We start from the raw sequence: 23718 nt of genomic DNA on the forward strand, positions 1-23718 counted from the left end.
TGTCTCCATTTCCTGCTCGCCCATGCGGGCTTTGAATTGCGTTACCGCGGCAGCTCTTTCGAGTTACGCGTATTTCTTCTGGACTTCCTGAGCGACCGCGGTCGGGACCGGCTCGTAATGGTCGAACTGCATCGTGTAGGCCGCGCGGCCCTGGCTCATCGAGCGCAGGTTGTCGACGTACTTGAACATGTTGGCGAGCGGCACCATCGCGTTGATGACGACGGCCACGCCGCGCGCTTCCTGGCCCTGGATCTGGCCACGACGGCCGTTCAGATCGCCAATGACGCTGCCGACGTAGTCTTCCGGCGTCACCACCTCGACCTTCATGATCGGCTCGAGCAGCTGCACGCCGAGCTTGGGTGCAGCCTCACGGAAGCATGCGCGGGATGCGATTTCGAAGGCGAGCACCGAAGAGTCCACGTCGTGGTAGGCGCCGTCGATGAGCGTCGCCCTGACGCCGATCATCGGGAAACCGGCGAACGGACCAGCGCCCATGACGCTCTGGATGCCTTTTTCGACGCCCGGGATGTACTCCTTCGGCACCGCGCCGCCGACGATCTTGGACTCGAACACGAAGTCCTCGCTCTCGGAATTCGGCTCGAACACAACCTTGACGCGCGCGAACTGGCCGGTACCGCCGGTCTGCTTCTTGTGCGTGTAGTCCTGCTCGTGCTTGCGGGTGATCGTCTCGCGATAGGCCACCTGCGGCGCGCCGACATTGGCTTCGACCTTGAACTCGCGACGCATACGGTCGACGATGATGTCGAGGTGCAGCTCGCCCATGCCGGAGATGATGGTCTGGCCGCTTTCCTCGTCGGTCTTGACGCGGAAGGACGGATCCTCGGCCGCCAGACGGTGAAGGGCGAGGCCCATCTTTTCCTGGTCGTTCTTGGTCTTCGGCTCGATGGCGATCTGGATGACCGGATCGGGGAATTCCATGCGCTCGAGGATGACCGGGTGCAGTGGATCGCACAGCGTGTCGCCGGTGGTCGTGTCCTTCAGGCCAGCCAGAGCGACGATGTCGCCGGCGAATGCCTCTTCGACGTCGGCGCGCGAATTCGCATGCATCTGCAGCATGCGGCCGATGCGCTCCTTCTTGCCCTTCACGGTGTTGTCGACAGAGATGCCCTTGGAGAGCTTGCCCGAATAGATGCGGGCAAAGGTCAGCGAACCGACGAATGGGTCGTTCATGATCTTGAAGGCGAGCATCGACAGCGGCTCGTTGTCGTCCGCATGACGCTCGATCTCGGCGTCGGTCTTGGCATCGACACCCTTGATGGCCGGAACGTCGGCCGGCGACGGCAGGTATTCGACAACGGCGTCGAGCAGCGGCTGCACGCCCTTGTTCTTGAAGGCCGAGCCGCAGAACATGGGGTAGAACTTGACCGCGATCGTGCCCTTGCGGATCAGCGAACGGATCTCGTCATTCGACGGCATCTTGCCTTCGAGGTAGTTCTCGAGCGCCGTCTCGTCCATTTCGACGGCGGCTTCGATCATCTTCTCGCGATATTCCTCGGCACGCGCCTTGAGGTCGGCCGGGATCTCGACGACGTCCCAGGCAGCGCCGAGCGTCTCGTCGCGCCAGACAAGCGCGTTCATCTCGACGAGGTCGACGACACCCTTGAATTCGGTCTCGGCGCCGATCGGCAGCTGCATGACGACAGCCTGCGCACCGAGGCGCGAGCCGATCATCTCGACCGAGCGGTAGAAGTCGGCGCCGATCTTGTCCATCTTGTTGCAGAAAATCATGCGCGGCACACGGTACTTGTCGGCCTGGCGCCAGACGGTTTCCGTCTGTGGCTCGACACCGGCATTGGCGTCGAGCAGCGCGATGGCGCCGTCGAGCACGCGCAGCGAACGCTCGACCTCGATGGTGAAGTCGACGTGTCCGGGGGTGTCGATGATGTTGAAGCGGTGCATCTTGCCATCACGACCCTTCCAGAAGGTCGTGGTCGCGGCGGACGTGATGGTGATGCCGCGTTCCTGCTCCTGCTCCATCCAGTCCATGGTGGCAGCGCCGTCGTGCACTTCGCCGATCTTGTGCGACTTGCCCGTGTAATAGAGGACGCGCTCGGTGGTCGTCGTCTTGCCGGCGTCAATATGCGCCATGATACCGAAATTGCGGTAGTCTTCGATTTTGTATTCGCGGGCCATCGTAGCTGCCTCTCAGTCCTGTTCGCGCTTTACCAGCGGTAGTGTGCGAAAGCGCGGTTGGCTTCAGCCATCTTGTGGGTGTCTTCACGCTTCTTCACGGCGGTGCCGCGGTTGTTGGCCGCATCCATCAGCTCGCCGGAGAGTCGGTCGACCATGGTGGTCTCGTTGCGGTTGCGGGCCGCGGCGATCAGCCAGCGGATCGCCAGCGCCTGGCGGCGCTCGGGACGAACGTCGACCGGAACCTGGTAGGTGGCGCCGCCGACGCGGCGCGAACGCACTTCCACATGCGGCGCGACATTGTCGAGCGCCTGGTGGAAGACGGTGACCGGCTCCTGCTTGGTCTTCGACTGGACCTGGTCCAGCGCGCCGTAGACGATGGTCTCGGCAACCGACTTCTTGCCGTCGTACATGACGGCGTTCATGAACTTGGTGACGATCAGATCGCCGAACTTGGGATCCGGGTTGATCTCACGCTTTTCTGCACTGTGACGACGCGACATGGCTTTTGTCTCTCAATCTCGTAGCCTTGCGCCGGAAAGCGCCAAGGCCGGAAAATCTTACTTCGGACGCCCCTTACTTCGGACGCTTGGCACCGTACTTCGAACGGCGCTGCTTGCGGTTCTTCACGCCCTGCGTGTCGAGCACGCCGCGGATGATGTGGTAGCGCACGCCCGGAAGATCCTTGACGCGGCCGCCGCGGATCATGACCACGGAGTGTTCCTGAAGGTTGTGACCTTCGCCGGGGATGTAACCGATCACTTCAAAACCATTGGTCAGGCGGATCTTGGCCACCTTGCGCAGCGCCGAGTTCGGCTTCTTCGGCGTCGTCGTATAGACGCGCGTGCAGACGCCCCGCTTCTGCGGGTTCTGCTGCATGGCCGGGACCTTGTTGCGCTTCACCGGCGCAATGCGCGGCTTGCGGATCAGCTGGTTGACGGTAGGCATTAAACCCTCTTGTCTCTCAATTCCGTGTCTCGTGCCGGTCAAGGCTCGCTCAAAGCGTCATTTCCATACGCAAATTCGGGCCACAAACCGCGCCTCGCGGTCTTGCCCGAACAAATCGCAGAGGAAGCGGAAACCGCTTCGTGCACGCCGGAAATGTCTTTTCGCTCGTAAAACGAACCCTGTTTGAGGCAAACTCCAAAGCGTGTCGCTTCGGAAGGGAGAGCCTCACATCGGTTCTGACTGGGCGGCTTCTACTCGTAAGCCCGCGAACCGTCAACCCCGCAGCGGCAAATATTGCATTGAAGCCGGGGCTTGGCAGCCATGCGAAAACCGCATGTAATTTTCTTTCGCCGTTTTGCAAGGCCGAGGAAGAAAGTGACCGGCCTTTGGCTTTTGCGGGGCCTTGCTTCATGCGAAAAGGCCGCATGAACACTGACAATCCCTCGCCGCGAAGGAATCGGCCCGTGAACGACAATGAAGAACGCCCGGTCACCATCATCACCGGCCGGGTGTGGAAGAAGAAAGGCGGCAAGCCGGAAGGCGTGCATGTCATGCTGGTGGCGCCCGATGACGATTCGGCTGTCCGCCGCGCGCTCGAATCGCTCGCCGCGGAAGGCTACGCCGAAGCCGAGCTCGACCAGATCGGCGACATGGAGGGCGAGCCCGACGATGAGCCGCATCTTTCGGCCTTCCAGGGCGCACTCGAAGGCGAAGTGTCGATCGTGACCTTCGACGTGCCGATCTGATCGCAGGCGTGATGCCCCTCGCCTGCCCTGCGCCATGGTGCCGATTCGTTCGGATAGCTGGCATGGTCGACGCTTGCCCGTCATGGCCGATCTGCTAAGAGACGCGCAGTCGTCCAAACCCGGCGGAGCCTCATGTCCTCATCCATCTCGCCCATAAGAATCGGCATTGTCGGCGTCGGCAAGATCGTCCGCGACCAACACCTTCCGGCACTGGCCAAGGATCGGGACTACCAGCTGATTGCGGCGGCCAGCCGGCACGGCAAGGTCGACGGCATCGCGAATTTCCCCGATATTGAGACGATGCTTGGCGCGGTTCCCGAACTCGACGCGGTGTCGCTGTGCATGCCGCCGCAGTTCCGCTATGACGCCGCGCGCAAGGCGCTCGAGGCCGGAAAGCACGTCTTCCTGGAAAAACCGCCGGGCGCCACGGTCAGCGAGGTCGAGGACCTGAAGGCGTTCGCGGCGAAACAAGGCGTTTCGCTGTTCGCCAGCTGGCATTCGCGCTACGCGCCGGCGGTGGAAGCGGCGCGGACATTCCTGGCTTCGACCAAAATCAAATCGGCGGCGATCGTCTGGAAGGAAGATGTGCGCCGATGGCACCCGAACCAGGACTGGATCTGGCAGCCTGGCGGTTTCGGCGTCTTCGATCCCGGCATCAACGCGCTGTCGATCGCAACCTACATCCTGCCGGCCATGTACATCACCTCAGCCGTGCTCGATTTTCCGGAGAACCGTGATGCACCGATCGCGGCCCAGGTCGTCTTCCGTGCGGCGAACGGATCCGATGTGACGATGGATCTCGACTGGTTGCAGACCGGACCGCAGAGCTGGGACATCCTGGCCGACACGGATGCTGGACAGATGGTGCTCTCGGGTGGCGGCTCGAAGCTCGCCGTCGATGGCAATATCGGACACGAGGAGCCGGAAGCGGAATATCCGATGCTCTATCGGCGATTTGCCGAGATCGTCCACGCCCGAACGTCGGATGTGGACCTGGCGCCACTCCAGCACGTGGCCGACGCGTTCATGCTGGGCAAGCGCAATGTGGTGGAAGCGTTTTTCGACTGAAGGTCACCGGGTGCCCCCTGGCCTCAGTCGACGATCGCGATGGCAAAGCCGTCATAACCCTTGGCGCCGACGGTCTGGATGGCGGTGCCGTCCAGGCGTTTGTCGCCGCCGATGAAGGAAAACGCCGCGCGTGCGCCTTCGACATTGGCATCGCGGCCATCCTCATCCAGCACGGCGCCGTCACGGATGACGTTGTCGCAGACGATGACCGTTCCGGAGCGCGACAGCCGCAAGGCCCAGGACAGATAGTTCGGGTTGTTCGGCTTGTCGGCATCGATGAAGACGAGATCGAACGGGCCGGCATTCTCGCCACCGAGTGCGGCGAGCGATTGGAGCGCTGAACCGACGCGCAATTCCACGCGGTCCGCGACATCGGCCCGCTCGAAATTCGAACGCGCGACGCTGGCATGATGCGGATCGAGTTCGAGCGTCACGACCTTGCCCTCGGCGGGCAGACCCCGCGCCATCCAGATGGTCGAATAGCCGCCCAGCGTGCCGATCTCGAGCACCTTTTTCGCGCCGCTGATGCGCACCAGCAGCGAGAGCAGTTTTCCTTGCGCCGCCGAGACGTCGATCGCCGGCAGGCCCTCGTCGCGGTTGGCCGCCAGAACCGCGTCGAGAACGGGATCCGCCTCGAACAGCGAGGAAACGATGTAGTTGTCGACAGCCGTCCAGGTCTTCGTGTTCATCTGCTTTCCTCCGATCTTGAAAACGAAAAAGCCGCCGGGTTGCCCCGACGGCTTCTGTTGCCTGAGATTTTTGCCGTCCCGCTTACTGCGCGGCGGTCGTCATGTCGGCCAGCATCGGCTCGGCGACTTCCACACCGGAGGCCTTGCGGCGCTCGTCGATGATGAGTTCGTCGCGCGAGGTGGCGATGCGCCGGATCTGGCTCATCGTGCCGCCGGTACCGGCCGGGATCAGCCGGCCGACGATGACGTTTTCCTTCAAGCCCTGCAGCATGTCGGTCTTGCCGGCAACCGCGGCTTCCGTCAGCACCCTGGTCGTCTCCTGGAAGGAGGCGGCCGAGATGAAGGACGGCGTCTGCAGCGATGCCTTGGTGATGCCGAGCAGCACCGGCTGGCCTTCGGCCGGCTTCTTGCCGTCCTCGACCAGACGCTCGTTGACCTCTTCCAGTTCGATCACGTCGACGTGGTCGCCCGGGATGTAGGTCGAGTCGCCCTGCACCGTGATCTCGACCTTCTGCAGCATCTGGCGAACGATCACCTCGATGTGCTTGTCGTTGATCGACACGCCCTGCAGGCGGTAGACTTCCTGGATCTCGTTGACGAGGTAAGAAGCAAGTGCCTCCACGCCCTTGATCGCCAGGATGTCATGCGGCGCCGGATTGCCGTCGAGGATGTAGTCGCCTTTCTCGATGACGTCGCCGTCCTGGAGATGGAACGGCTTGCCCTTCGGGATCAGGTACTCGACCGGCTCGAGCGTCGAGTCGTGCGGCTCGATGATGATGCGGCGCTTGTTCTTGTAGTCGCGGCCGAAGCGGATCGTGCCATCGATCTCGGCGATGATGGCGTGATCCTTCGGACGACGTGCCTCGAACAGTTCGGCAACACGCGGCAGACCGCCGGTGATGTCCTTGGTCTTGGCGCTTTCCATCGGGATACGCGCCAAGACGTCGCCGGGGCGAACCTGGGCACCCGGCTCGACCGAGAGAATGGCCTCGACCGAGAGCAGGAAGCGGGCATCGCCGCCCTTCGACAGTTTGCCGACCTTGCCCTTGGAGTCCAGGATGGCAATCGCGGGCTTGAGGTCGTTGCCGCGCGGCGTCGAACGCCAGTCGATGACCTCACGCTTGGTGATGCCGGTCGACTCGTCGGCCGTTTCCTGAACCGAAATGCCGTCGACCAGATCCTCATACGACACCTTGCCCTCGATTTCAGTGAGGACAGGACGGGTATAGGGATCCCACTCGGCGATACGCTGACCGCGCTTCACCTTGTCGCCATCGTCCACGAAGATGCGTGAACCATAGGTGACACGGTGCGTCGCGCGCTCCTTGCCGGCTTCGTCGAGGATCAGCACCGCCATGTTGCGGCCCATGACCATCTGCTGGCCGTCCGAGTTGCGCACCACGTTGCGGTTGCGGATCTCGACCTTGCCCTCATAGGAGGCTTCAAGGAACGAGCTATCCACCACCTGCGCGGTACCGCCCATGTGGAAGGTACGCATGGTGAGCTGCGTGCCCGGCTCGCCGATCGACTGCGCCGCGATGACGCCGACGGCTTCGCCCTGGTTGACCGGGGTGCCGCGGGCCAGATCGCGTCCGTAGCAGACCGCGCAGACGCCGATCCTGACTTCGCAGGTCAGGGCCGAGCGGATGCGGACCGACTGCACGCCGGCCTTTTCGATCTGCTCGACGTCACGCTCGTCCATGAGCGTTCCGGCCTTGACCAGAACCTCGCCCGACACCGGATGGGTGATGTCGTCGAGCGATGTACGGCCCAGGACGCGCTGGCCGACCGAAGCGACGACCTGACCGGCATCGACGATCGGCTGCATGGTGAGGCCCTTGTCGGTGCCGCAATCCACGGAGTTGACGATGCAGTCCTGCGCCACGTCGACCAGACGACGGGTGAGGTAACCCGAGTTCGCCGTCTTCAAGGCGGTGTCGGCCAGACCCTTGCGGGCGCCGTGGGTCGAGTTGAAGTACTCGAGCACGGTCAGGCCTTCCTTGAAGTTCGAGATGATCGGCGTCTCGATGATTTCACCCGACGGCTTGGCCATCAGGCCGCGCATGCCGGCGAGTTGGCGCATCTGGGTGGGCGAGCCGCGCGCACCGGAGTGCGACATCATGTAGATCGAGTTCATCGGCTTCTGACGGCCATTGTCCTCGAACTCGACCGCCTTGATGCGGGCCATCATTTCGTCGGCGACCTTTTCCGAGCACTTGGCCCAGGCGTCGACGACCTTGTTGTACTTCTCGCCCTGTGTGATCAGGCCGTCATTGTACTGCTGCTCGTATTCCTTGGCCAAGGCCTCGGTGTCAGACACCAGCTTGATCTTGGTGTCCGGGATCAGCATGTCGTCCTTGCCGAACGAGATGCCGGCACGGCACGCATGAGCAAAGCCGAGCGCCATGATGCGATCGCAGAAAATGACCGTCTCCTTCTGGCCGCAATGGCGGTAGACGGTGTCGATCATCTTGGAGATGTTCTTCTTGGTCATCTCCTGGTTGGCGGTCTCGTAAGGCACATTGACGTTCTTCGGCAGAAGCTCGCCGATGATCATGCGGCCAGGCGTGGTGTCGTGGATCTTCGACACGACCTTGCCTTCGGCGTCGACCGTGCGGAAGCGCCCCTTGATCTTGGCGTGCAGGGTCACGGTCTTGGTCTCGAGCGCGTGCTGGAGTTCGCCCATGTCGGCAAACACCATGCCCTCGCCCGGCTCGTTCTGGTTGACGATCGAGAGGTAGTAAAGACCCAGAACCATGTCCTGCGAGGGCACGATGATCGGCGCGCCGGAAGCCGGGTGCAGGATGTTGTTGGTCGACATCATCAGCACGCGGGCTTCCAACTGCGCTTCCAGCGACAGCGGCACGTGAACGGCCATCTGGTCGCCGTCGAAGTCGGCGTTGAAGGCCGTGCAGACCAGCGGGTGAAGCTGGATCGCCTTGCCTTCGATCAGGATCGGCTCGAACGCCTGGATGCCGAGGCGGTGCAGCGTCGGCGCGCGGTTCAAGAGAACCGGATGCTCGCGGATGACCTCGTCGAGGATATCCCAGACTTCCGGACGCTCCTTCTCGACCAGCTTCTTCGCCTGCTTGACTGTCGAGGAGTAACCCTTGGCGTCGAGGCGGGCGTAGATGAAGGGCTTGAACAGTTCGAGCGCCATCTTCTTCGGCAGGCCGCACTGATGCAGCTTGAGCTCCGGACCGGTGACGATGACCGAGCGGCCGGAATAGTCGACGCGCTTGCCGAGCAGGTTCTGACGGAACCGGCCCTGCTTGCCCTTGAGCATGTCGGACAGCGACTTCAGCGGACGCTTGTTGGCGCCGGTGATGACACGGCCGCGACGGCCGTTGTCGAACAGCGCATCGACGGCTTCCTGCAGCATGCGCTTTTCATTGCGCACGATGATGCCTGGCGCGCGCAGCTCGATCAGCCGCTTCAGGCGGTTGTTGCGGTTGATCACGCGGCGATAGAGATCGTTCAGGTCCGATGTCGCGAAGCGTCCACCATCCAGGGGAACCAGCGGGCGCAGGTCCGGCGGGATCACCGGAACGACCTTCATTATCATCCATTCCGGACGATTGCCGGACTCCATGAAGTTCTCGACGACCTTGAGCCGCTTCAGATACTTCTTCTGCTTCAGCTCGGACGTGGTCGAAGCCAGTTCCGAACGCAGGTCGCCGGCGATCTTCTCCAGGTCCATGCCGGCCAGAAGGTCATGAATGGCCTCGGCGCCGATCATGGCGGTGAAGGAATCCTCGCCATATTCGTCGACGGCGATCATGTACTCTTCCTCGCTGAGCAGCTGGTGCTCCTTCAGCGCGGTGAGGCCGGGCTCGGTGACGATGTAGTTCTCGAAGTAAAGGACGCGCTCGATGTCCTTCAGCGTCATGTCGAGCAGCGTGCCGATGCGCGAGGGCAGCGACTTCAGGAACCAGATATGGGCGACGGGTGCCGCCAGCTCGATATGGCCCATGCGCTCGCGGCGAACGCGCGACAGCGTGACTTCGACGCCGCACTTCTCGCAGATGACGCCCTTGTACTTCATGCGCTTGTACTTGCCGCACAGGCATTCATAGTCCTTGATCGGGCCAAAAATGCGCGCGCAGAACAGACCGTCACGCTCCGGCTTGAAGGTGCGGTAGTTGATGGTCTCCGGCTTCTTGATCTCGCCGAACGACCAGGACAGAATCTTCTCAGGGCTGGCAAGCGAAATCCGGATGGAATCGAACACCTGCGCAGGCGCCTGCGGATTGAAGAGATTCATGACCTCTTGGTTCATGCCGTTCTCCTTTTCGGGGTCCTCGAAAACCCCTTGCATCTAACGCGGGCCGAATGCCCGCTGAGTGGTCGGCCCACCGGCCGTCGAATTTCGTGGACGCGCCGCGGCATTCCGCGACGCGCCATAGCCTTTACTCGGCTGCGTCCGGCAGTCGAACCGGAGCTTCGTCGAGCTTGGTGTTCTCCAGCTCGACATTGAGGCCAAGCGACCGCATTTCCTTGACGAGCACGTTGAAGCTCTCGGGAATGCCTGCCTCGAACGTGTCGTCGCCACGCACGATCGCCTCGTAGACCTTGGTGCGGCCGGCGACGTCGTCCGACTTCACCGTCAGCATCTCCTGCAGCGTGTAGGCGGCGCCGTAGGCTTCCAGCGCCCAGACCTCCATTTCGCCGAAGCGCTGGCCACCGAACTGCGCCTTGCCGCCCAGCGGCTGCTGGGTGACGAGCGAGTACGGGCCGATCGAACGCGCGTGGATCTTGTCGTCCACCAAGTGGTGAAGCTTGAGCATGTAGATATAGCCCATCGTCACCTTGCGATCGAACGGCTCGCCGGTGCGGCCGTCATAGAGCTGCGACTGACCGCTGGTGTGCAGGCCCGCCTGCTCCAGCATGATGTTGATGTCAGCCTCATGCGCGCCGTCGAACACGGGGGTCGCGATGGAGACGCCGCGGCGCATCTGCTCGCTGAGGCGAACGATGCTCTCGTCGTCATATTCGCGGACCGGCTCGTTGCGGTCGTTGGACGGCATGAAGCTTTCCAACGTCTTGCGCAGCGGCTTAATGTCGCCGGCAGCCTTATACGTGTCGATCAGCTCGCCGATCTTCCTGCCCATGCCGGCGCAAGCCCAGCCCAGATGCGTTTCCAGGATCTGGCCGACATTCATGCGGCTCGGCACACCCAATGGGTTGAGCACGATATCGGCATGCGTGCCGTCCTCGAGGAAAGGCATGTCCTCGACCGGAACGATGCGCGACACGACACCCTTGTTGCCATGACGGCCGGCCATCTTGTCGCCGGGCTGCATCTTGCGCTTCACCGCCACGAAGACCTTGACCATCTTCATGACGCCCGGAGGCATTTCGTCGCCGCGCTGCACCTTCTCGACCTTGTCCATGAAGCGCTGTTCGAGCGCCTTCTTGGAGTCGTCGTACTGGCCACGCAGGGCTTCCAGTTCGCTCTGGAGCTTCTCGTTCTCCACCGCAAACTGCCACCACTGAGAACGCGGATACTCGTCGAGCGTGTCCTTGGACAGCGTCGAGCCCTTCTTGAAGCCCTTCGGTCCAGCGATCGCTTCCTTGCCGACGAGAACGTCGGAAAGACGCGCATAGACGTTGCGATCCAGGATCGCCTGCTCGTCGTCACGGTCCTTGGCGAGGCGTTCGATCTCCTCGCGCTCGATCGCCATGGCGCGCTCGTCCTTCTCCACACCGTGGCGGTTGAACACGCGCACCTCGACGACCGTGCCGAAGGTACCCGGAGGCATGCGCATCGAAGTGTCGCGCACGTCGGAAGCCTTTTCACCGAAGATGGCGCGCAGAAGCTTCTCTTCCGGCGTCATCGGGCTTTCGCCCTTCGGCGTGATCTTGCCGACCAGGATATCGCCGGGCTGAACTTCCGCACCGATGTAGACGATGCCGGCTTCGTCGAGGTTCTTCAGCGCTTCTTCCGAGACGTTGGGGATATCGCGCGTGATTTCCTCCGGACCGAGCTTGGTGTCGCGCGCCATGACCTCGAACTCCTCGATATGGATCGAGGTAAAGACGTCGTCGGCGACGATACGCTCGGAGAGCAGGATCGAGTCCTCGTAGTTGTAGCCGTTCCACGGCATGAACGCGACCAGCACGTTGCGGCCGAGCGCCAGATCACCGAGCTCGGTCGACGGACCGTCGGCGATGATGTCGCCCTTGTTGACCCGGTCACCCATGCGCACCAGCGGACGCTGATTGATGCAGGTGTTCTGGTTCGAACGCTGGAACTTCATCAGCCGGTAGATGTCGACGCCGGACTTGCCCGGGTCGAGATCCTCGGTGGCGCGGATAACGATACGCGTAGCGTCCACCTGGTCGACGATGCCGCCGCGGCGGGCGCCGATGGCGGCGCCCGAGTCACGGGCGACGATCGGCTCCATGCCGGTGCCGACGAACGGCGCCTCGGCGCGCACCAGCGGCACGGCCTGACGCTGCATGTTCGACCCCATCAGAGCGCGGTTGGCGTCGTCGTTCTCGAGGAACGGGATGAGCGCCGCGGCAACAGACACCATCTGCTTGGGCGACACGTCCATCAGGTCGACGTTTTCGCGCGGTGCCATCATCACTTCGCCGGCGCTGCGGCAAATGACGAACTCGTCGACGAAGCCGCCGTTCTTGTCGAGCTCGGCGTTGGCCTGCGCGACATGGTGCTTGGCCTCTTCCATCGCCGAGAGATAGACGACGTCATTGGTCAGCTTGCCGTCGACGATCTTGCGGTACGGGCTTTCGATGAAGCCGTACTTGTTGACGCGCGCGAAGGTCGCCAGCGAGTTGATCAGACCGATATTCGGGCCTTCCGGCGTCTCGATCGGGCAGATGCGGCCGTAATGCGTCGGGTGCACGTCGCGCACCTCGAAGCCGGCACGCTCGCGGGTCAGACCGCCCGGTCCAAGCGCCGAGAGACGACGCTTGTGGGTGATCTCCGACAGCGGATTGGTCTGGTCCATGAACTGCGACAGCTGCGAGGAACCGAAGAACTCGCGCACGGCGGCGGCCGCCGGCTTGGCGTTGATCAGGTCCTGCGGCATGACCGTGTCGATCTCGATCGAGGACATGCGTTCCTTGATCGCCCGCTCCATGCGAAGCAGGCCGACGCGGTACTGGTTCTCCATCAGTTCGCCGACCGAACGCACGCGGCGGTTGCCGAGATTGTCGATGTCGTCGATCTCGCCCTTGCCGTCACGCAGTTCGACCAGCGTCCTGACCACGGCCAGGATGTCGTCCTTGCGCAGCACGCGCACGGTGTCCTCGGCCTTGAGCTCGAGGCGCATGTTCATCTTGACGCGGCCGACGGCGGACAGGTCGTAGCGCTCACTGTCGAAGAACAGCGAGTTGAACATGGCTTCGGCGGTCTCGAGCGTCGGCGGCTCGCCCGGGCGCATGACACGGTAGATGTCGAACAGCGCGTCCTGGCGGCTCTCGTTCTTGTCGACGGCGAGCGTGTTGCGGATATAGGCGCCGACATTGACATGGTCGATGTCGAGGACCTGGATCTCCTGCTCGCCAGTGCCGAGCAGCACCTTGAGCGTCTTGTCGTCGATCTCGTCGCCGGCCTCGAGGAAAATCTCGCCGGTGGCGTAGTTGACGATGTCCTCAGCTAGGTAGTTGCCCAGCAGATCCTCGTCGGTCGCCTTGATCGCCTTGAGACCCTTCTCGCCGAGCTGACGCGCCTGGCGGGCGGTGATCTTCTTGCCCGCCTCGACGACGATCTCGCCGGTGTCGGCGTCGACAAGGTCGCCGACGGCTTTGAGGCCGCGGAAACGCTCGACGTTGAACGGAATGCGCCAATGGTCGCCGGCGCGCTTGTAGGTGATCTTGTTGTAGAAGGTCGACAGGATCTCCTCGCCGTCCATGCCGAGCGCCATCAGCAGCGACGTCACGGGGATCTTGCGGCGACGATCGATGCGGGCGTGCACGACGTCCTTGGAATCGAACTCGATGTCGAGCCACGAGCCACGGTAGGGGATGACGCGGGCGGCAAACAGAAGCTTGCCCGACGAGTGCGACTTGCCCTTGTCGTGGTCGAAGAAGACGCCCGGCGAGCGGTGCATCTGCGAGACGATGACGCGCTCGGTGCCGTTGACGATGAAGGTGCCGTTCAAGGTCATGAGCGGCATGTCGCCCATATAGACGTCCTGCTCCTTGATGTCCTTGATCGACTTGGCACCGGTATCCTCGTCGATATCGAACACGATGAGGCGCAGCGTCACCTTCAGCGGCGCGGCATAAGTCAGGTCGCGCTGGCGGCATTCGTCAACGTCGAATTTCGGTCCTTCGAACTCGTACTTCACGAACTCCAGCATGGAGGAGCCGGAAAAATCGGAGATCGGGAAGACCGACTTGAAAACAGCCTGCAGCCCTTCGTCCGGACGTCCGCCCTTGGGCTCGTCCACCATCAGGAACTGGTCATAGGATGCCTTCTGAACCTCGATGAGGTTCGGCATCTCCGCAACTTCCGGGATCTTTCCGAAGAACTTGCGTACGCGTCTGCGGCCATTGAAAGTCTGGGTCTGGGCCATCGTCGCTCCTTAGCTCTAAACTCGGGACGAACCTCGCCGCGGTTCGTCTTGCATACTTAGCCACCTGGGCGGCGGCTCTCTGTCTGTTCTCCGGCCGCCTTTCCAATTGCTTGGCGGCTACCGGCTAAAACGGGAGAAAACCCGTTTCCTGAAGGCCGGTTTACGGCCCTCAGGAAAGAGGTTTTCGTACATCTCGCGTCACGCAGCCTCCCTGGTCACCGAAGGGAGTGGCGGACGGCGCGAGGCCGCCCGCCGCTTGATACGCTTACTTCAGGTCGACCTTGGCGCCGGCTGCTTCCAGCTGGGCCTTGAACTTGTCGGCGTCGGCCTTGGAAACGCCTTCCTTGACCGGCTTCGGAGCCGCTTCGACCAAGTCCTTGGCTTCCTTGAGGCCAAGGCCGGTGATGGCGCGGACTTCCTTGATGACGTTGATCTTCTGAGCGCCGGCGTCGGTGAGGACGACGTCGAATTCCGTCTTCTCCTCGACGGGGGCAGCAGCAGCGGCAGCGCCGCCAGCAGCGGCAACCGCGACCGGAGCGGCAGCCGAAACGCCCCACTTTTCTTCCAGAAGCTTCGACAGCTCAGCCGCCTCGAGGACGGTCAGCTTCGAAAGGTCGTCTACGATCTTTGCGAGATCAGCCATTGTTGTATTCCTTCGTTAGGTTCGAACGTGTGTTTTTGATAGCGAGGAACGGCCTCATGCCGCCTCGTCCTTCCGGGCGTAAGCGCCGATGACGCGCGCGACCGAGGCCGCTGGCGCATTGACGATCTGGGCGATCCGGGTTGCCGGCGTGGCGATCATGCCAACCAGCCTGGCGCGCAGCTCATCCAGCGACGGAAGTGTGGCGAGTGCCTTCACACCGTCGGCGTTGAGCGAGGTGGTGCCCATTGCGCCGCCGAGAATGACGAGCTTGTCATTCCCCTTGGCGAAATCGGACGCGACCTTCGGCGCCGCAATCGGATCCTCCGAATAGGCGATCAGCGTCTGTCCCTTGAACAGGTCGATGATCGATGCGGAGTCCGTGCCCTGAAGAGCGATCTTGGCGAGACGGTTCTTCGCGACTTTAACGGTGCCACCGGCGGCGCGCATTTTCGACCGAAGGTCGTTCATTTGCGCGACGGTGATACCGGCATAGTGGGCCACGACGACTGAACCTGCGCCCGAAAACGCATCATTCAGGCCCGTGACGAGTTCGCGTTTTTCCGCTCTGTCCACTGCCTATCTCCAGTTGACCCCAGTCCTGTTGATGGGAACATTCCCATTTTCGAGGACAGGCGTCGGGTTGCCTTTTGCCGGCCGGGCCATCCAGTAACGGATCTCCCGAACGACGCTCGAGGATCCTGCCCCCTTTCGCCACATCGACGGACAAGCCGGCGATGCGCAGACAAAAGGCAAACACGGTTCGAACCTTTCATTGGAGCTTGTTGCTCCGTTGTCCGGTTTTCACCCGTCTCATGCAGGCCCACATGAATTAAGGCCCTCCTCTTGAATCAAGACTCGGGCCGCCCGCAATCTCGGACAGGATGTCTGGAAGCCTTCCGGCTTCCGGTACCGGGCCCAGGATAAATCCAAGGCCCGGAATTCAGTCACGGACCGGCCTTCGAGGGGCCGATCCAAATGGTCCAATCAGGACGCGGCGAGCGTCGAGACGTCGAGCTTGAGGCCCGGGCCCATCGTCGAGGTAACAGACACCTTCTTGACGTAGTTGCCCTTGGCGCCAGTCGGCTTTGCCTTGGTCACCGCATCGGCGAAGGCACGGATGTTCTCTTCCAGCGCCTTGACGTCGAACGAGACCTTGCCGACGCCGGCATGAACGATGCCGGCCTTTTCGACGCGGAACTCGACTGCGCCGCCCTTCGAGGCCTTGACGGCCGCGGCGACGTCGGTGGTGACGGTGCCGACCTTCGGGTTCGGCATCATGCCGCGCGGGCCGAGCACCTTACCGAGACGGCCGACGAGCGGCATCATGTCCGGCGTGGCGATGCAGCGATCGAAATCGATCGTGCCCTTCTGGACGATGTCGACCAGATCCTCGGCACCGACGATGTCGGCGCCGGCGGCCTTGGCCTCTTCAGCCTTGTCGCCACGGGCGAACACGGCGACGCGGACCGAGCGGCCGGTGCCGTTCGGCAGGTTGACCACGCCGCGGACCATCTGGTCGGCATGACGCGGGTCGACGCCGAGGTTCATGGCGACTTCGATGGTCTCGTCGAACTTGACCGAGGAACGATCCTTGAGCAGCTTCAGCGCATCACCGAGCGCGTAAGCCTTGTTGGGATCGATGCCTTCACGGGTCTTCGATACACGCTTTGCAATCTTTGCCATGATCTTAGCCCACCACTTCCAGACCCATCGAGCGGGCGGAGCCCTCGACCATACGCATGGCCGCTTCGACGTCGTTCGCGTTCAGATCCTTCATCTTGGCGGTCGCGATTTCGCGAACCTTGTCGCGCGAAACGGTGCCAGCCTTGACCTTGCCCGGTTCCTTCGAGCCCGACTTCAGGTTCGCGGCCTTCTTCAGGAAGTAGCTCACCGGCGGCGTCTTCATGACGAAGGTGAACGACTTGTCCTGGTAATAGGTGATGACGACCGGAACCGGCGATCCCTTTTCCATTTCCTGGGTCTGCGCGTTGAACGCCTTGCAGAACTCCATGATGTTTATGCCACGCTGACCAAGCGCCGGGCCGATCGGGGGCGACGGCGTAGCCGATCCCGCGGAGACCTGGAGCTTGAGCTGGCCTGCAATTTTCTTAGCCATCTCTTTTCCTGCCTTTGTCTATGCCGGCCCCACGATCTGGGAAACACCGGCGGTTGCAGTCTGGTGGTGCGGTTCTTGCGGCCGGCTAAAGCCGCCTTCGCCTCCCACCGTTCTCGAGGCCGCGCGCTGCCGCACCGCCTCCCCTGATCGCCAGACCGGCATCAGGGATTTCGGATCAGCCCTTTTCGACCTGTCCGAATTCCAGATCGACAGGCACGGCGCGCCCGAAGATCGAAACTTCCACCTTGAGTCGCGCCCGCTCCTCGTCCACTTCCTGGACGAAACCGTTGAACGACGCGAAGGGACCATCCGAAACGCGGATCGCCTCGCCGATCTCGAAGGTGACCGAGGGCTTCGGTCGCTCGACGCCTTCCTGCACCTGGTTCAGGATGCGCTGCGCTTCCGCCTCGGTGATCGGCACCGGCTTGGAGTCTCCGAGGAAACCGGTGACCTTCGGCGTGTTCTTGACCAGCGAGAACACCGCGTCGGTCAAGTTGGCCTTCAAGAGCACATAGCCCGGGAAGAACTTGCGCTCGGCGTCGACCTTGCGGCCGCGACGAACCTCGACGACCTTCTCGGTCGGCACCACGATCTGCTCGATATCGGCAGACAGGCCCTTCTGCTTGGCCTTGTTCTCGATGTCCTCGGCGACCTTCTTCTCGAAGTTCGAATAGGCGTGGACGATGTACCAGCGCGTAGCCATTTTTACGACTTCTCCGTAATCGCCGGACTTAACGTCCAATGCCCAGAATCTGCTCGACCGCGAGGCCCATGAGCTGATCGGCGGTGAAGAAGAAGATCATCGCGATCACAGCGAAGGCCAGGACCATGATCGTCGAGATCATCGTCTCGCGGCGCGACGGCCAAGTCACCTTGGCTGTCTCCGCGCGAACCTGCTGGAGAAAGACGAAAGGATTTGTGGTTTTCGAAGCCATATGCCGCCTGTGTTCAAGACCCGTTGGCCGGGCCCCCTGGATGATCCCGCTGGCCGGGACGTGCCGCCTGAGCCCAATCTCGCGCCGAATCAGCGCAATCATTTCGCCCATGCAAATCAGACGCGTAAAGCCGGCTTCCCAGCTTCACGCGTCGCGTGTCTGTTTCGTCTACATAAAACCGATTCTTGATCCACGCAAGTGGCAAGTGTCCGCTTTATGACCAAACGCCGCCTCGGAACCATCCAGTCGTTCCGTCCCGGCTATGGCGCCTTTATGCCCCAATCGGCCCAATATGGCAAGCGGGTCGCCGATTTTCAAAGGCCGCCCGAAAAAAATCGTTGTACTGCCATCTTGGAAAAATGGCACGGGCAGCAGGGCTCGAACCTACGACCTGCGGTTTTGGAGACCGCCGCTCTACCAACTGAGCTATGCCCGTACACGCGCGCCTCGGCGCAGCAGGGGCTTCCTAAAAGCTTCCGCACGCTCTGTAAAGAGCGGTTTGCAGCAAACATGCCTTAACCCCTGAGCCAGAAATCGGGATAGTCGACGACCAGCCCATCGGCACCGATCTCCAGCTCCCGCCAGAAGTCGCAGGCGCGCGATTCATAGAGGTATCGCCTGCCCTCTTCGAGGCATGTGTAACGCTGCGGGTTGCACACGACAGCGCCAGCGCACGATCCTGGCATCTTGCGGCATCGATCATCCACCTCCCCGGTAACCGGAAGCTACTTTGCGTCCGGCACCCGGTACGGCCCGCCAGGCACGCCCCAGTCCCAGGCCGGCATCGGTTCGGTCTCGGGATCGCAGGTCTCGCCGAGATTGGAATTCATCTTGGCCAGCCGCGATCCCCATTCGACATAGCCCATGAAGGCTGAACGGAATTCGGGATCGTCCGGCAGGCCGACCTCATCCGCCGCGTCGGCGAGAAGATTGATCCAGCGGCGGCGCTGCTCCTCGGTCAAATGCTTGCCCAGGTGGTGCATGACCATTTCGCGGTGGCCGCCAAATTCCTCGCTGTAGGTTTTCGGTCCACTGAAGACCTCACCGATGAAGGCCGCGACGTGGGCGGGGTGATCCGGCGACATGTGCTTGAACACCGGGCCAACGACCGGATCTCGTGCCACCTTGTCGTAGAAGGTTTGCGTCAGCCGGTTCAGTGCCTCGCTGCCGCCGGCCCATTCGTAGAGTGTCGGAACGTCCTGGCTCATTTCGCTTCCTCTGTCCGGCCCCCGAAACGATGGTGACGATGACGATAGCGGAAATACCGAGGACGGCTCAACCTGCCTCGATGGCCAGTCCGGACGCTACAGCTTCGCGTGCGCGTCGGCCTCGGCGTTGGCTGACGGCATGACCCGGCAGTTGTCCGGCTTCGGCGCCGACTTGCAGATGGTGGCGCCGGTCAACTCGTCCGCGGACTGGCGCCCGGTCGCCAACCCGAATTTCAGCATTGTGTCCTGATCGAGCTGTCGTTGGCTCGTAGAGAGTTGCATGGCCGCAAACAGGCCGGGCCCGATCGTCATCTGCTTGAGATAGGCCTTGATCTTCTGCGGCTGCTCAAGCGAGCCCACGCTGAGGCGTACATCCGGCCCGACGAGGCGCCTGGCGCCGGCAGCAACCATGATCGGGCAGGCAGAAGCGCATTCGGCCCCTGAATCGATGGTGAGACCGGTGTGGACGCCATCCTTGGCCAGGCAATTCGCCGAGGGTTCACAGTCGACGAAATCGGTGCGGGCGACGACCACGTCGAGCTTGCGTTCGCGGATCAGCCTGCCGGCGGCAAGCGCGCCCTCGACGTCGCCGCCTTGCGAACTGATCACGATCGGCAGCCTCCGCCCGCCCGCGGCATCGAGTGCAGCGCGCAGCCACTCTGGCGTGTCGCCGGTGATCGTGCCTTCCGCCGATATCCATTCCGGACAGTCGGGATTGCAAAGCGGGTTGCTGCCGCGCACGATGATGAAGCGCATTTCCGAGCCCTTCGGCGGCTCGGTCCCGGTCGGTTGAGGAGGAGTGTTGGCCTCGATGGTCGGGACGTCGGCCCGCCTCGCGTCCTTGTTACCCGGCATCTCCCGGCAGTTCGCCGGCACTGGATTTGCCTCGCAGACGGTTCCGGCGGTGAAGAGATCGACGGAATCAAGGGAGGTGACGAGATTCATCCCGAGCATGTCTTCCAGAACCAGCTGATGGATTTCGCTGGCCGGCGTGTTCTTCATCGTTTCAAGCACACCATCGCCTATCCCCATCTCCTTCAGATAGGCCGAGAGCCGCTCCTCAACCGCCTTGCTCATTTCGTAGGTCTTGTAGCTGCCTGCGTCCTTCCGGCTGATCACTTTGGTGCTAATGATCTTCTTCTTGGCGTTCACGATCCGGTAGGTGGTCCGGTACAGCAACTTCTCCCGCTGGTAGGTGGTGGTGATCTGGTGGACGCCGAGATAGGCGAAATCCCCGACCACGCGCCGGATACCGCCAGAAAACATCAGCGGGCAGGCCGAATTGCACATGGCGCCACTGTCATAAGCCATGCCGAGATAGTCGACACCCTTGCCCACATTGCAGTCCCTGATCTCCGGCGCGCAACCGGAAAGCGCCGTCGTGCCGACGGCTATATCGAGCTTGTTCTCGCGGATCATCTGACCTAGCGCCAGCGCAGCGTCGACATTGCCGCCGCGAGAGTTGACGACGACTGGCAGTTGTCGGCCTTTGAGCATCCTGAGCGCGCGCTTGAACAGCGCCGGCGTGTCCGCCTCTATGGTGCCTTCCGCCGAAATCCATTCCGGGCAATTTGGTTCGCAACCGGGGGCGCTGCTGCGCACGACGACAAAACGCATCGACGGAATCATGTCCGATGTCTCGTCTCCGGCATGCGCTGCAAAGGAGACCAGCCCCGTGGCGACCGCAAGCGCGATGCTGACCAGCGCTCGCCACCACCATGCCTTCCCGTCCAAACGGCGCCTTGGAACCACTGTTGGCAAAGCCCCCTCTATGCAATCCATACTAGTTGCAGCCATGGCGCTTGCAACAGCTTTGAACCAACCCTCGCAATACTTGCGCTGCCAAGCGCACGAAACGAAAAAGGGCGGCCCGAAGACCACCCTTTTCTTATCGAACCGGCAGCAGCCGGTCTCGATTATTCTTTGATGGTGACGACGATGCCGGCACCGACGGTGCGGCCGCCTTCACGGATGGCGAAGCGCAGCTTCTCTTCCATGGCGATCGGCACGATCAGCTCGACATCGACCGTGATGTTGTCGCCAGGCATCACCATCTCGGTGCCTTCCGGCAGCGACACGATGCCGGTCACGTCGGTCGTGCGGAAGTAGAACTGCGGACGGTAGTTGGTGAAGAACGGCGTGTGACGGCCACCTTCGTCCTTGGTCAGGATGTAGGCTTCGGCCACGAACTTCTTGTGCGGCTTCACCGTGCCGGGCTTGGCCAGAACCTGGCCGCGCTCGACACCTTCACGGTCGACACCGCGCAGCAGCGCGCCGATGTTGTCGCCAGCCTGGCCCTGATCGAGCAGCTTGCGGAACATTTCCACACCCGTGCAGGTCGTCTTGGTCGTCGGACGGATGCCGATGATTTCCAGCTCCTCGCCGACCTTGACCACGCCGCGCTCGACGCGGCCGGTCACGACCGTGCCACGGCCCGAGATCGAGAACACGTCCTCGATCGGCATCAGGAACGGCTTGTCCAGCGGACGAACCGGGGTCGGGATGTAGGCGTCGACCTGAGCCATCAGCTCGCGGATCGCGTCCTCGCCGATCGTCTTGTTCGAATCCTCGAGCGCTGCCAGCGCCGAACCCTTGACGATCGGAATGTCGTCGCCGGGGAATTCGTTCTTCGACAGCAATTCGCGAACCTCGAGCTCGACCAGTTCGAGCAGCTCGGCATCGTCGACCTGGTCGACCTTGTTCAGGAACACCACGATCGACGGCACGCCGACCTGACGGGCAAGCAGGATGTGCTCGCGGGTCTGCGGCATCGGGCCGTCGGCGGCCGACACCACCAGGATCGCGCCGTCCATCTGCGCGGCACCGGTGATCATGTTCTTCACATAGTCGGCGTGGCCGGGGCAGTCGACATGCGCGTAGTGGCGGTTGGCCGTCTCGTATTCGACGTGAGCCGTCGAGATCGTGATGCCGCGCGCCTTCTCTTCCGGCGCCGCGTCGATCTGGTCATAGCGCTTGTATTCGCCAAAATACTTGGTGATCGCAGCCGTCAGCGACGTCTTGCCATGGTCAACGTGACCAATCGTGCCGATGTTCACATGAGGCTTAGTGCGCTCGAATTTACCTTTTGCCATAGTCTCTTTCCTTGGACGGCCTGGACCTTCAGTTCAGTCGAATGCGGGGCGATTAACGAGAAAGGCCAAAAAACACAAGCGTCTTTTGGCCAAGCGCCATCTCACTCGGCCAGAACCCATGATCCGATTGCGGGGATATGGCGTTGATATAGGCACCCGCCGTTGAAAATGGAATGGGCGAAACCCTGGCGGAACGACGGGTGGATTCCGCAAGCCCGGGCATCCGTCACTGTCGGATTTGTTGGCGGTTCATGGCCCATTGCGGCGGCGATCCGCGTCTGATTTCCTGCGCCGATGCATTTCATCCCGACTGCCATTCGCGGCCCGCTGTTCATGATCGTCTCGACCGGGTCATATCTGGTCAACGACACGATGATGAAGCTCGCCACTGCCGGTTTGCCCTCCTACGAAGTGCTCTTCCTGCGTGGTGCCGCGGCAGCGCTATGGGGCTTTCCGCTGTTGTTTGCGCTCGGCTACGGCAAGCAGGTCCCGCTGATCTTCGACAAGCGGGTGCTGGGCAGAAACCTGCTCGAGCTGGCGGCGATCCTCTGTTACGTCGTCGCGCTCGCCAACATGCAGATCGCCGATTCCACCGCGCTGGGGCAGATAACACCGCTGCTGATGCTGGTCGGATCCTCGATCCTGTTCGGCGAGCGTATCGGCGGCCAGCGCATGGCGCTGATCGGGCTGGGCTTCATCGGCGCGCTGATGGTGGCGCAGCCGACCATGCAAGGCATTTCGGTCTACGCCTTGCTGGCGCTCGGCAACGCGACATTCGCCGCCGCCCGCGATCTGGCGGGCCGCAAGATCACCGCCGAAGTGCCAGGAATGATCGTGGCGATCTCGGCGGTCGTCGTGGTCCTGATCGGCGCCGGCGCCGCGCATCTGGTTTCCGAGCACTGGGTGGCGCCGGAGGCGCACCACCTGCTGCTGATGGCGGGAGCCGGTTTCTTCCTGATCTTCGGCCACTTCTTCATCTTCATGGCCTATCGCGTCGGGCCGACCGGAGCGGTAGCGCCGTTCTACTACTGCTTCACGGTCTGGGCCGTCATTTCGGGCCTGCTGGTGTTCGGGCAATTCCCCAATGCACTGGCGGTCTGCGGCATCCTGCTGGTCGTCTGCAGCGGGCTGACCATCGTGTCGCTGGATCAGCGCAAGCGTCGCCTGGCCGTGGTCGCCTGATCCGCGGCGGCGCACCGGCATTGTAGATTCCAAAGCCGTGGGCGCAGGCAGCACCGACGGCGGACTACCGCAATTCAGGATTCGGCAGAGCTGGTAATCTGCCGATCACGTCTAAATCGTCCGCTTGCCGCTGAACTGGTGATAGGCCCACAGGACAACGACCGCGCCGACCACGGCGACGATCAGGCTGTAGATATTGAGGCCGGTGACGCCCGAAGCACCGAAGGCGCTGAAGATCAGGCCGCCGACAATGGCGCCGACGATGCCGAGCACGATATCCATGATCATGCCCTGACCGGTCTTGTTGACGATCTTGCTGCCGATGAAGCCGGCGATGACGCCGAGAATGATCCAGCTGATGATACCCATTTTTTCCTCTCCATCCCTCCGCCAA

At 62.3% G+C, this 23718-nt stretch carries 20 protein-coding genes and 1 tRNA gene; 3 read left to right on the forward strand and 18 right to left on the reverse strand.

What is annotated here, in order from left to right:
- Positions 1–63 precede the first annotated feature (63 nt).
- The 3 genes from fusA to rpsL all read right to left on the reverse strand — a co-directional run bounded on the left by fusA (position 64) and on the right by rpsL (position 3099).
- A complete protein-coding gene (gene fusA / locus LB543_RS14225) occupies positions 64–2154 on the reverse strand; it encodes an elongation factor G (protein WP_224614518.1) in 2091 nt (696 codons plus the stop codon).
- A 29-nt stretch (positions 2155–2183) separates the two neighbouring features.
- Positions 2184–2654, reverse strand: a complete 471-nt coding sequence (gene rpsG, locus LB543_RS14230; protein ID WP_008875664.1) for a 30S ribosomal protein S7 — start codon at positions 2652–2654, stop codon at positions 2184–2186.
- Positions 2655–2727: 73 nt separating this feature from the next.
- Positions 2728–3099: a 30S ribosomal protein S12 gene (rpsL, locus tag LB543_RS14235; RefSeq protein ID WP_006333356.1), complete on the reverse strand. Its 372-nt coding sequence runs from the start codon at positions 3097–3099 to the stop codon at positions 2728–2730.
- A gap of 464 nt (positions 3100–3563) precedes the next feature.
- Here rpsL and LB543_RS14240 point away from each other — a divergent pair, with 464 nt between their 5' ends.
- The gene (locus LB543_RS14240; protein WP_127277968.1) at positions 3564–3845 is read left to right on the forward strand and encodes a transcriptional regulator; all 282 of its coding nucleotides are present in this window, start codon (positions 3564–3566) and stop codon (positions 3843–3845) included.
- 144 nt (positions 3846–3989) lie between these two features.
- Complete coding sequence (locus tag LB543_RS14245) at positions 3990–4913, forward strand: Gfo/Idh/MocA family protein (protein ID WP_224614567.1); 924 nt, start codon at positions 3990–3992, stop codon at positions 4911–4913.
- A 23-nt stretch (positions 4914–4936) separates the two neighbouring features.
- Here the strand turns inward: LB543_RS14245 and LB543_RS14250 are convergent, their stop codons facing one another.
- The 14 genes from LB543_RS14250 to tuf all read right to left on the reverse strand — a co-directional run bounded on the left by LB543_RS14250 (position 4937) and on the right by tuf (position 22142).
- Entirely contained in the window at positions 4937–5602 is a 666-nt protein-coding gene (locus LB543_RS14250) for an O-methyltransferase (RefSeq protein ID WP_224614519.1), read from the reverse strand.
- Positions 5603–5684: 82 nt separating this feature from the next.
- Entirely contained in the window at positions 5685–9881 is a 4197-nt protein-coding gene (gene rpoC / locus LB543_RS14255) for a DNA-directed RNA polymerase subunit beta' (protein WP_224614520.1), read from the reverse strand.
- 130 nt (positions 9882–10011) lie between these two features.
- On the reverse strand, positions 10012–14148 hold the full coding sequence (gene rpoB, locus LB543_RS14260) for a DNA-directed RNA polymerase subunit beta (RefSeq protein ID WP_140765471.1): 4137 nt from the start codon (positions 14146–14148) through the stop codon (positions 10012–10014).
- 265 nt (positions 14149–14413) lie between these two features.
- A complete protein-coding gene (gene rplL, locus LB543_RS14265; RefSeq protein WP_006202136.1) occupies positions 14414–14791 on the reverse strand; it encodes a 50S ribosomal protein L7/L12 in 378 nt (125 codons plus the stop codon).
- 54 nt (positions 14792–14845) lie between these two features.
- Positions 14846–15364 carry a 50S ribosomal protein L10 gene (gene rplJ, locus LB543_RS14270; protein ID WP_027146631.1) on the reverse strand — a complete coding sequence of 173 codons (519 nt, stop codon included), beginning with the start codon at positions 15362–15364 and terminating at the stop codon, positions 14846–14848.
- A 411-nt stretch (positions 15365–15775) separates the two neighbouring features.
- Positions 15776–16474: a 50S ribosomal protein L1 gene (gene rplA, locus LB543_RS14275; RefSeq protein ID WP_140765469.1), complete on the reverse strand. Its 699-nt coding sequence runs from the start codon at positions 16472–16474 to the stop codon at positions 15776–15778.
- A 4-nt stretch (positions 16475–16478) separates the two neighbouring features.
- Positions 16479–16907, reverse strand: a complete 429-nt coding sequence (gene rplK, locus LB543_RS14280; RefSeq protein ID WP_010909262.1) for a 50S ribosomal protein L11 — start codon at positions 16905–16907, stop codon at positions 16479–16481.
- A gap of 175 nt (positions 16908–17082) precedes the next feature.
- Complete coding sequence (nusG, locus tag LB543_RS14285; protein WP_015317996.1) at positions 17083–17610, reverse strand: transcription termination/antitermination protein NusG; 528 nt, start codon at positions 17608–17610, stop codon at positions 17083–17085.
- Between the two features lie 28 nt (positions 17611–17638).
- Positions 17639–17842, reverse strand: a complete 204-nt coding sequence (secE, locus tag LB543_RS14290; protein ID WP_027146633.1) for a preprotein translocase subunit SecE — start codon at positions 17840–17842, stop codon at positions 17639–17641.
- A gap of 360 nt (positions 17843–18202) precedes the next feature.
- Positions 18203–18278, reverse strand: a tRNA-Trp gene (locus LB543_RS14295).
- Positions 18279–18357: 79 nt separating this feature from the next.
- Complete coding sequence (locus tag LB543_RS14300; RefSeq protein WP_224614521.1) at positions 18358–18528, reverse strand: putative glycolipid-binding domain-containing protein; 171 nt, start codon at positions 18526–18528, stop codon at positions 18358–18360.
- 39 nt (positions 18529–18567) lie between these two features.
- A complete protein-coding gene (locus tag LB543_RS14305) occupies positions 18568–19050 on the reverse strand; it encodes a group II truncated hemoglobin (protein WP_224595548.1) in 483 nt (160 codons plus the stop codon).
- Between the two features lie 96 nt (positions 19051–19146).
- The gene (locus tag LB543_RS14310; RefSeq protein ID WP_411908759.1) at positions 19147–20802 is read right to left on the reverse strand and encodes a hypothetical protein; all 1656 of its coding nucleotides are present in this window, start codon (positions 20800–20802) and stop codon (positions 19147–19149) included.
- Between the two features lie 164 nt (positions 20803–20966).
- Positions 20967–22142 carry an elongation factor Tu gene (tuf, locus tag LB543_RS14315; RefSeq protein WP_013895701.1) on the reverse strand — a complete coding sequence of 392 codons (1176 nt, stop codon included), beginning with the start codon at positions 22140–22142 and terminating at the stop codon, positions 20967–20969.
- 294 nt (positions 22143–22436) lie between these two features.
- Here tuf and LB543_RS14320 point away from each other — a divergent pair, with 294 nt between their 5' ends.
- Positions 22437–23324, forward strand: coding sequence for a DMT family transporter (locus LB543_RS14320; RefSeq protein WP_140760265.1), 888 nt, complete (start codon positions 22437–22439; stop codon positions 23322–23324).
- Positions 23325–23435: 111 nt separating this feature from the next.
- On the opposite strand, the gene LB543_RS14325 is transcribed toward LB543_RS14320, so the two are convergent.
- Positions 23436–23693: a GlsB/YeaQ/YmgE family stress response membrane protein gene (locus tag LB543_RS14325; protein ID WP_127279958.1), complete on the reverse strand. Its 258-nt coding sequence runs from the start codon at positions 23691–23693 to the stop codon at positions 23436–23438.
- Positions 23694–23718 lie beyond the last annotated feature (25 nt).

The sequence above is a fragment of the Mesorhizobium sp. ESP7-2 genome (assembly GCF_020164715.1).
Taxonomy (GTDB): Bacteria; Pseudomonadota; Alphaproteobacteria; order Rhizobiales; family Rhizobiaceae; genus Mesorhizobium.

Coding starts and splice junctions, on each gene's coding strand:
- rplL (WP_006202136.1), bottom strand. CDS start 14,791: ATGGCTGATCTCGCAAAGATCGTAGACGACCTTTCGAAGCTGACCGTC.
- rpoB (WP_140765471.1), bottom strand. CDS start 14,148: ATGGCCCAGACCCAGACTTTCAATGGCCGCAGACGCGTACGCAAGTTC.
- rpsL (WP_006333356.1), bottom strand. CDS start 3,099: ATGCCTACCGTCAACCAGCTGATCCGCAAGCCGCGCATTGCGCCGGTG.
- LB543_RS14305 (WP_224595548.1), bottom strand. CDS start 19,050: ATGAGCCAGGACGTTCCGACACTCTACGAATGGGCCGGCGGCAGCGAG.
- rpsG (WP_008875664.1), bottom strand. CDS start 2,654: ATGTCGCGTCGTCACAGTGCAGAAAAGCGTGAGATCAACCCGGATCCC.
- rplK (WP_010909262.1), bottom strand. CDS start 16,907: ATGGCTAAGAAAATTGCAGGCCAGCTCAAGCTCCAGGTCTCCGCGGGA.
- LB543_RS14320 (WP_140760265.1), top strand. CDS start 22,437: ATGCATTTCATCCCGACTGCCATTCGCGGCCCGCTGTTCATGATCGTC.
- LB543_RS14325 (WP_127279958.1), bottom strand. CDS start 23,693: ATGGGTATCATCAGCTGGATCATTCTCGGCGTCATCGCCGGCTTCATC.
- LB543_RS14300 (WP_224614521.1), bottom strand. CDS start 18,528: ATGCCAGGATCGTGCGCTGGCGCTGTCGTGTGCAACCCGCAGCGTTAC.
- nusG (WP_015317996.1), bottom strand. CDS start 17,610: ATGGCTACGCGCTGGTACATCGTCCACGCCTATTCGAACTTCGAGAAG.
- tuf (WP_013895701.1), bottom strand. CDS start 22,142: ATGGCAAAAGGTAAATTCGAGCGCACTAAGCCTCATGTGAACATCGGC.
- secE (WP_027146633.1), bottom strand. CDS start 17,842: ATGGCTTCGAAAACCACAAATCCTTTCGTCTTTCTCCAGCAGGTTCGC.
- fusA (WP_224614518.1), bottom strand. CDS start 2,154: ATGGCCCGCGAATACAAAATCGAAGACTACCGCAATTTCGGTATCATG.
- rpoC (WP_224614520.1), bottom strand. CDS start 9,881: ATGAACCAAGAGGTCATGAATCTCTTCAATCCGCAGGCGCCTGCGCAG.
- rplA (WP_140765469.1), bottom strand. CDS start 16,474: ATGGCAAAGATTGCAAAGCGTGTATCGAAGACCCGTGAAGGCATCGAT.
- LB543_RS14250 (WP_224614519.1), bottom strand. CDS start 5,602: ATGAACACGAAGACCTGGACGGCTGTCGACAACTACATCGTTTCCTCG.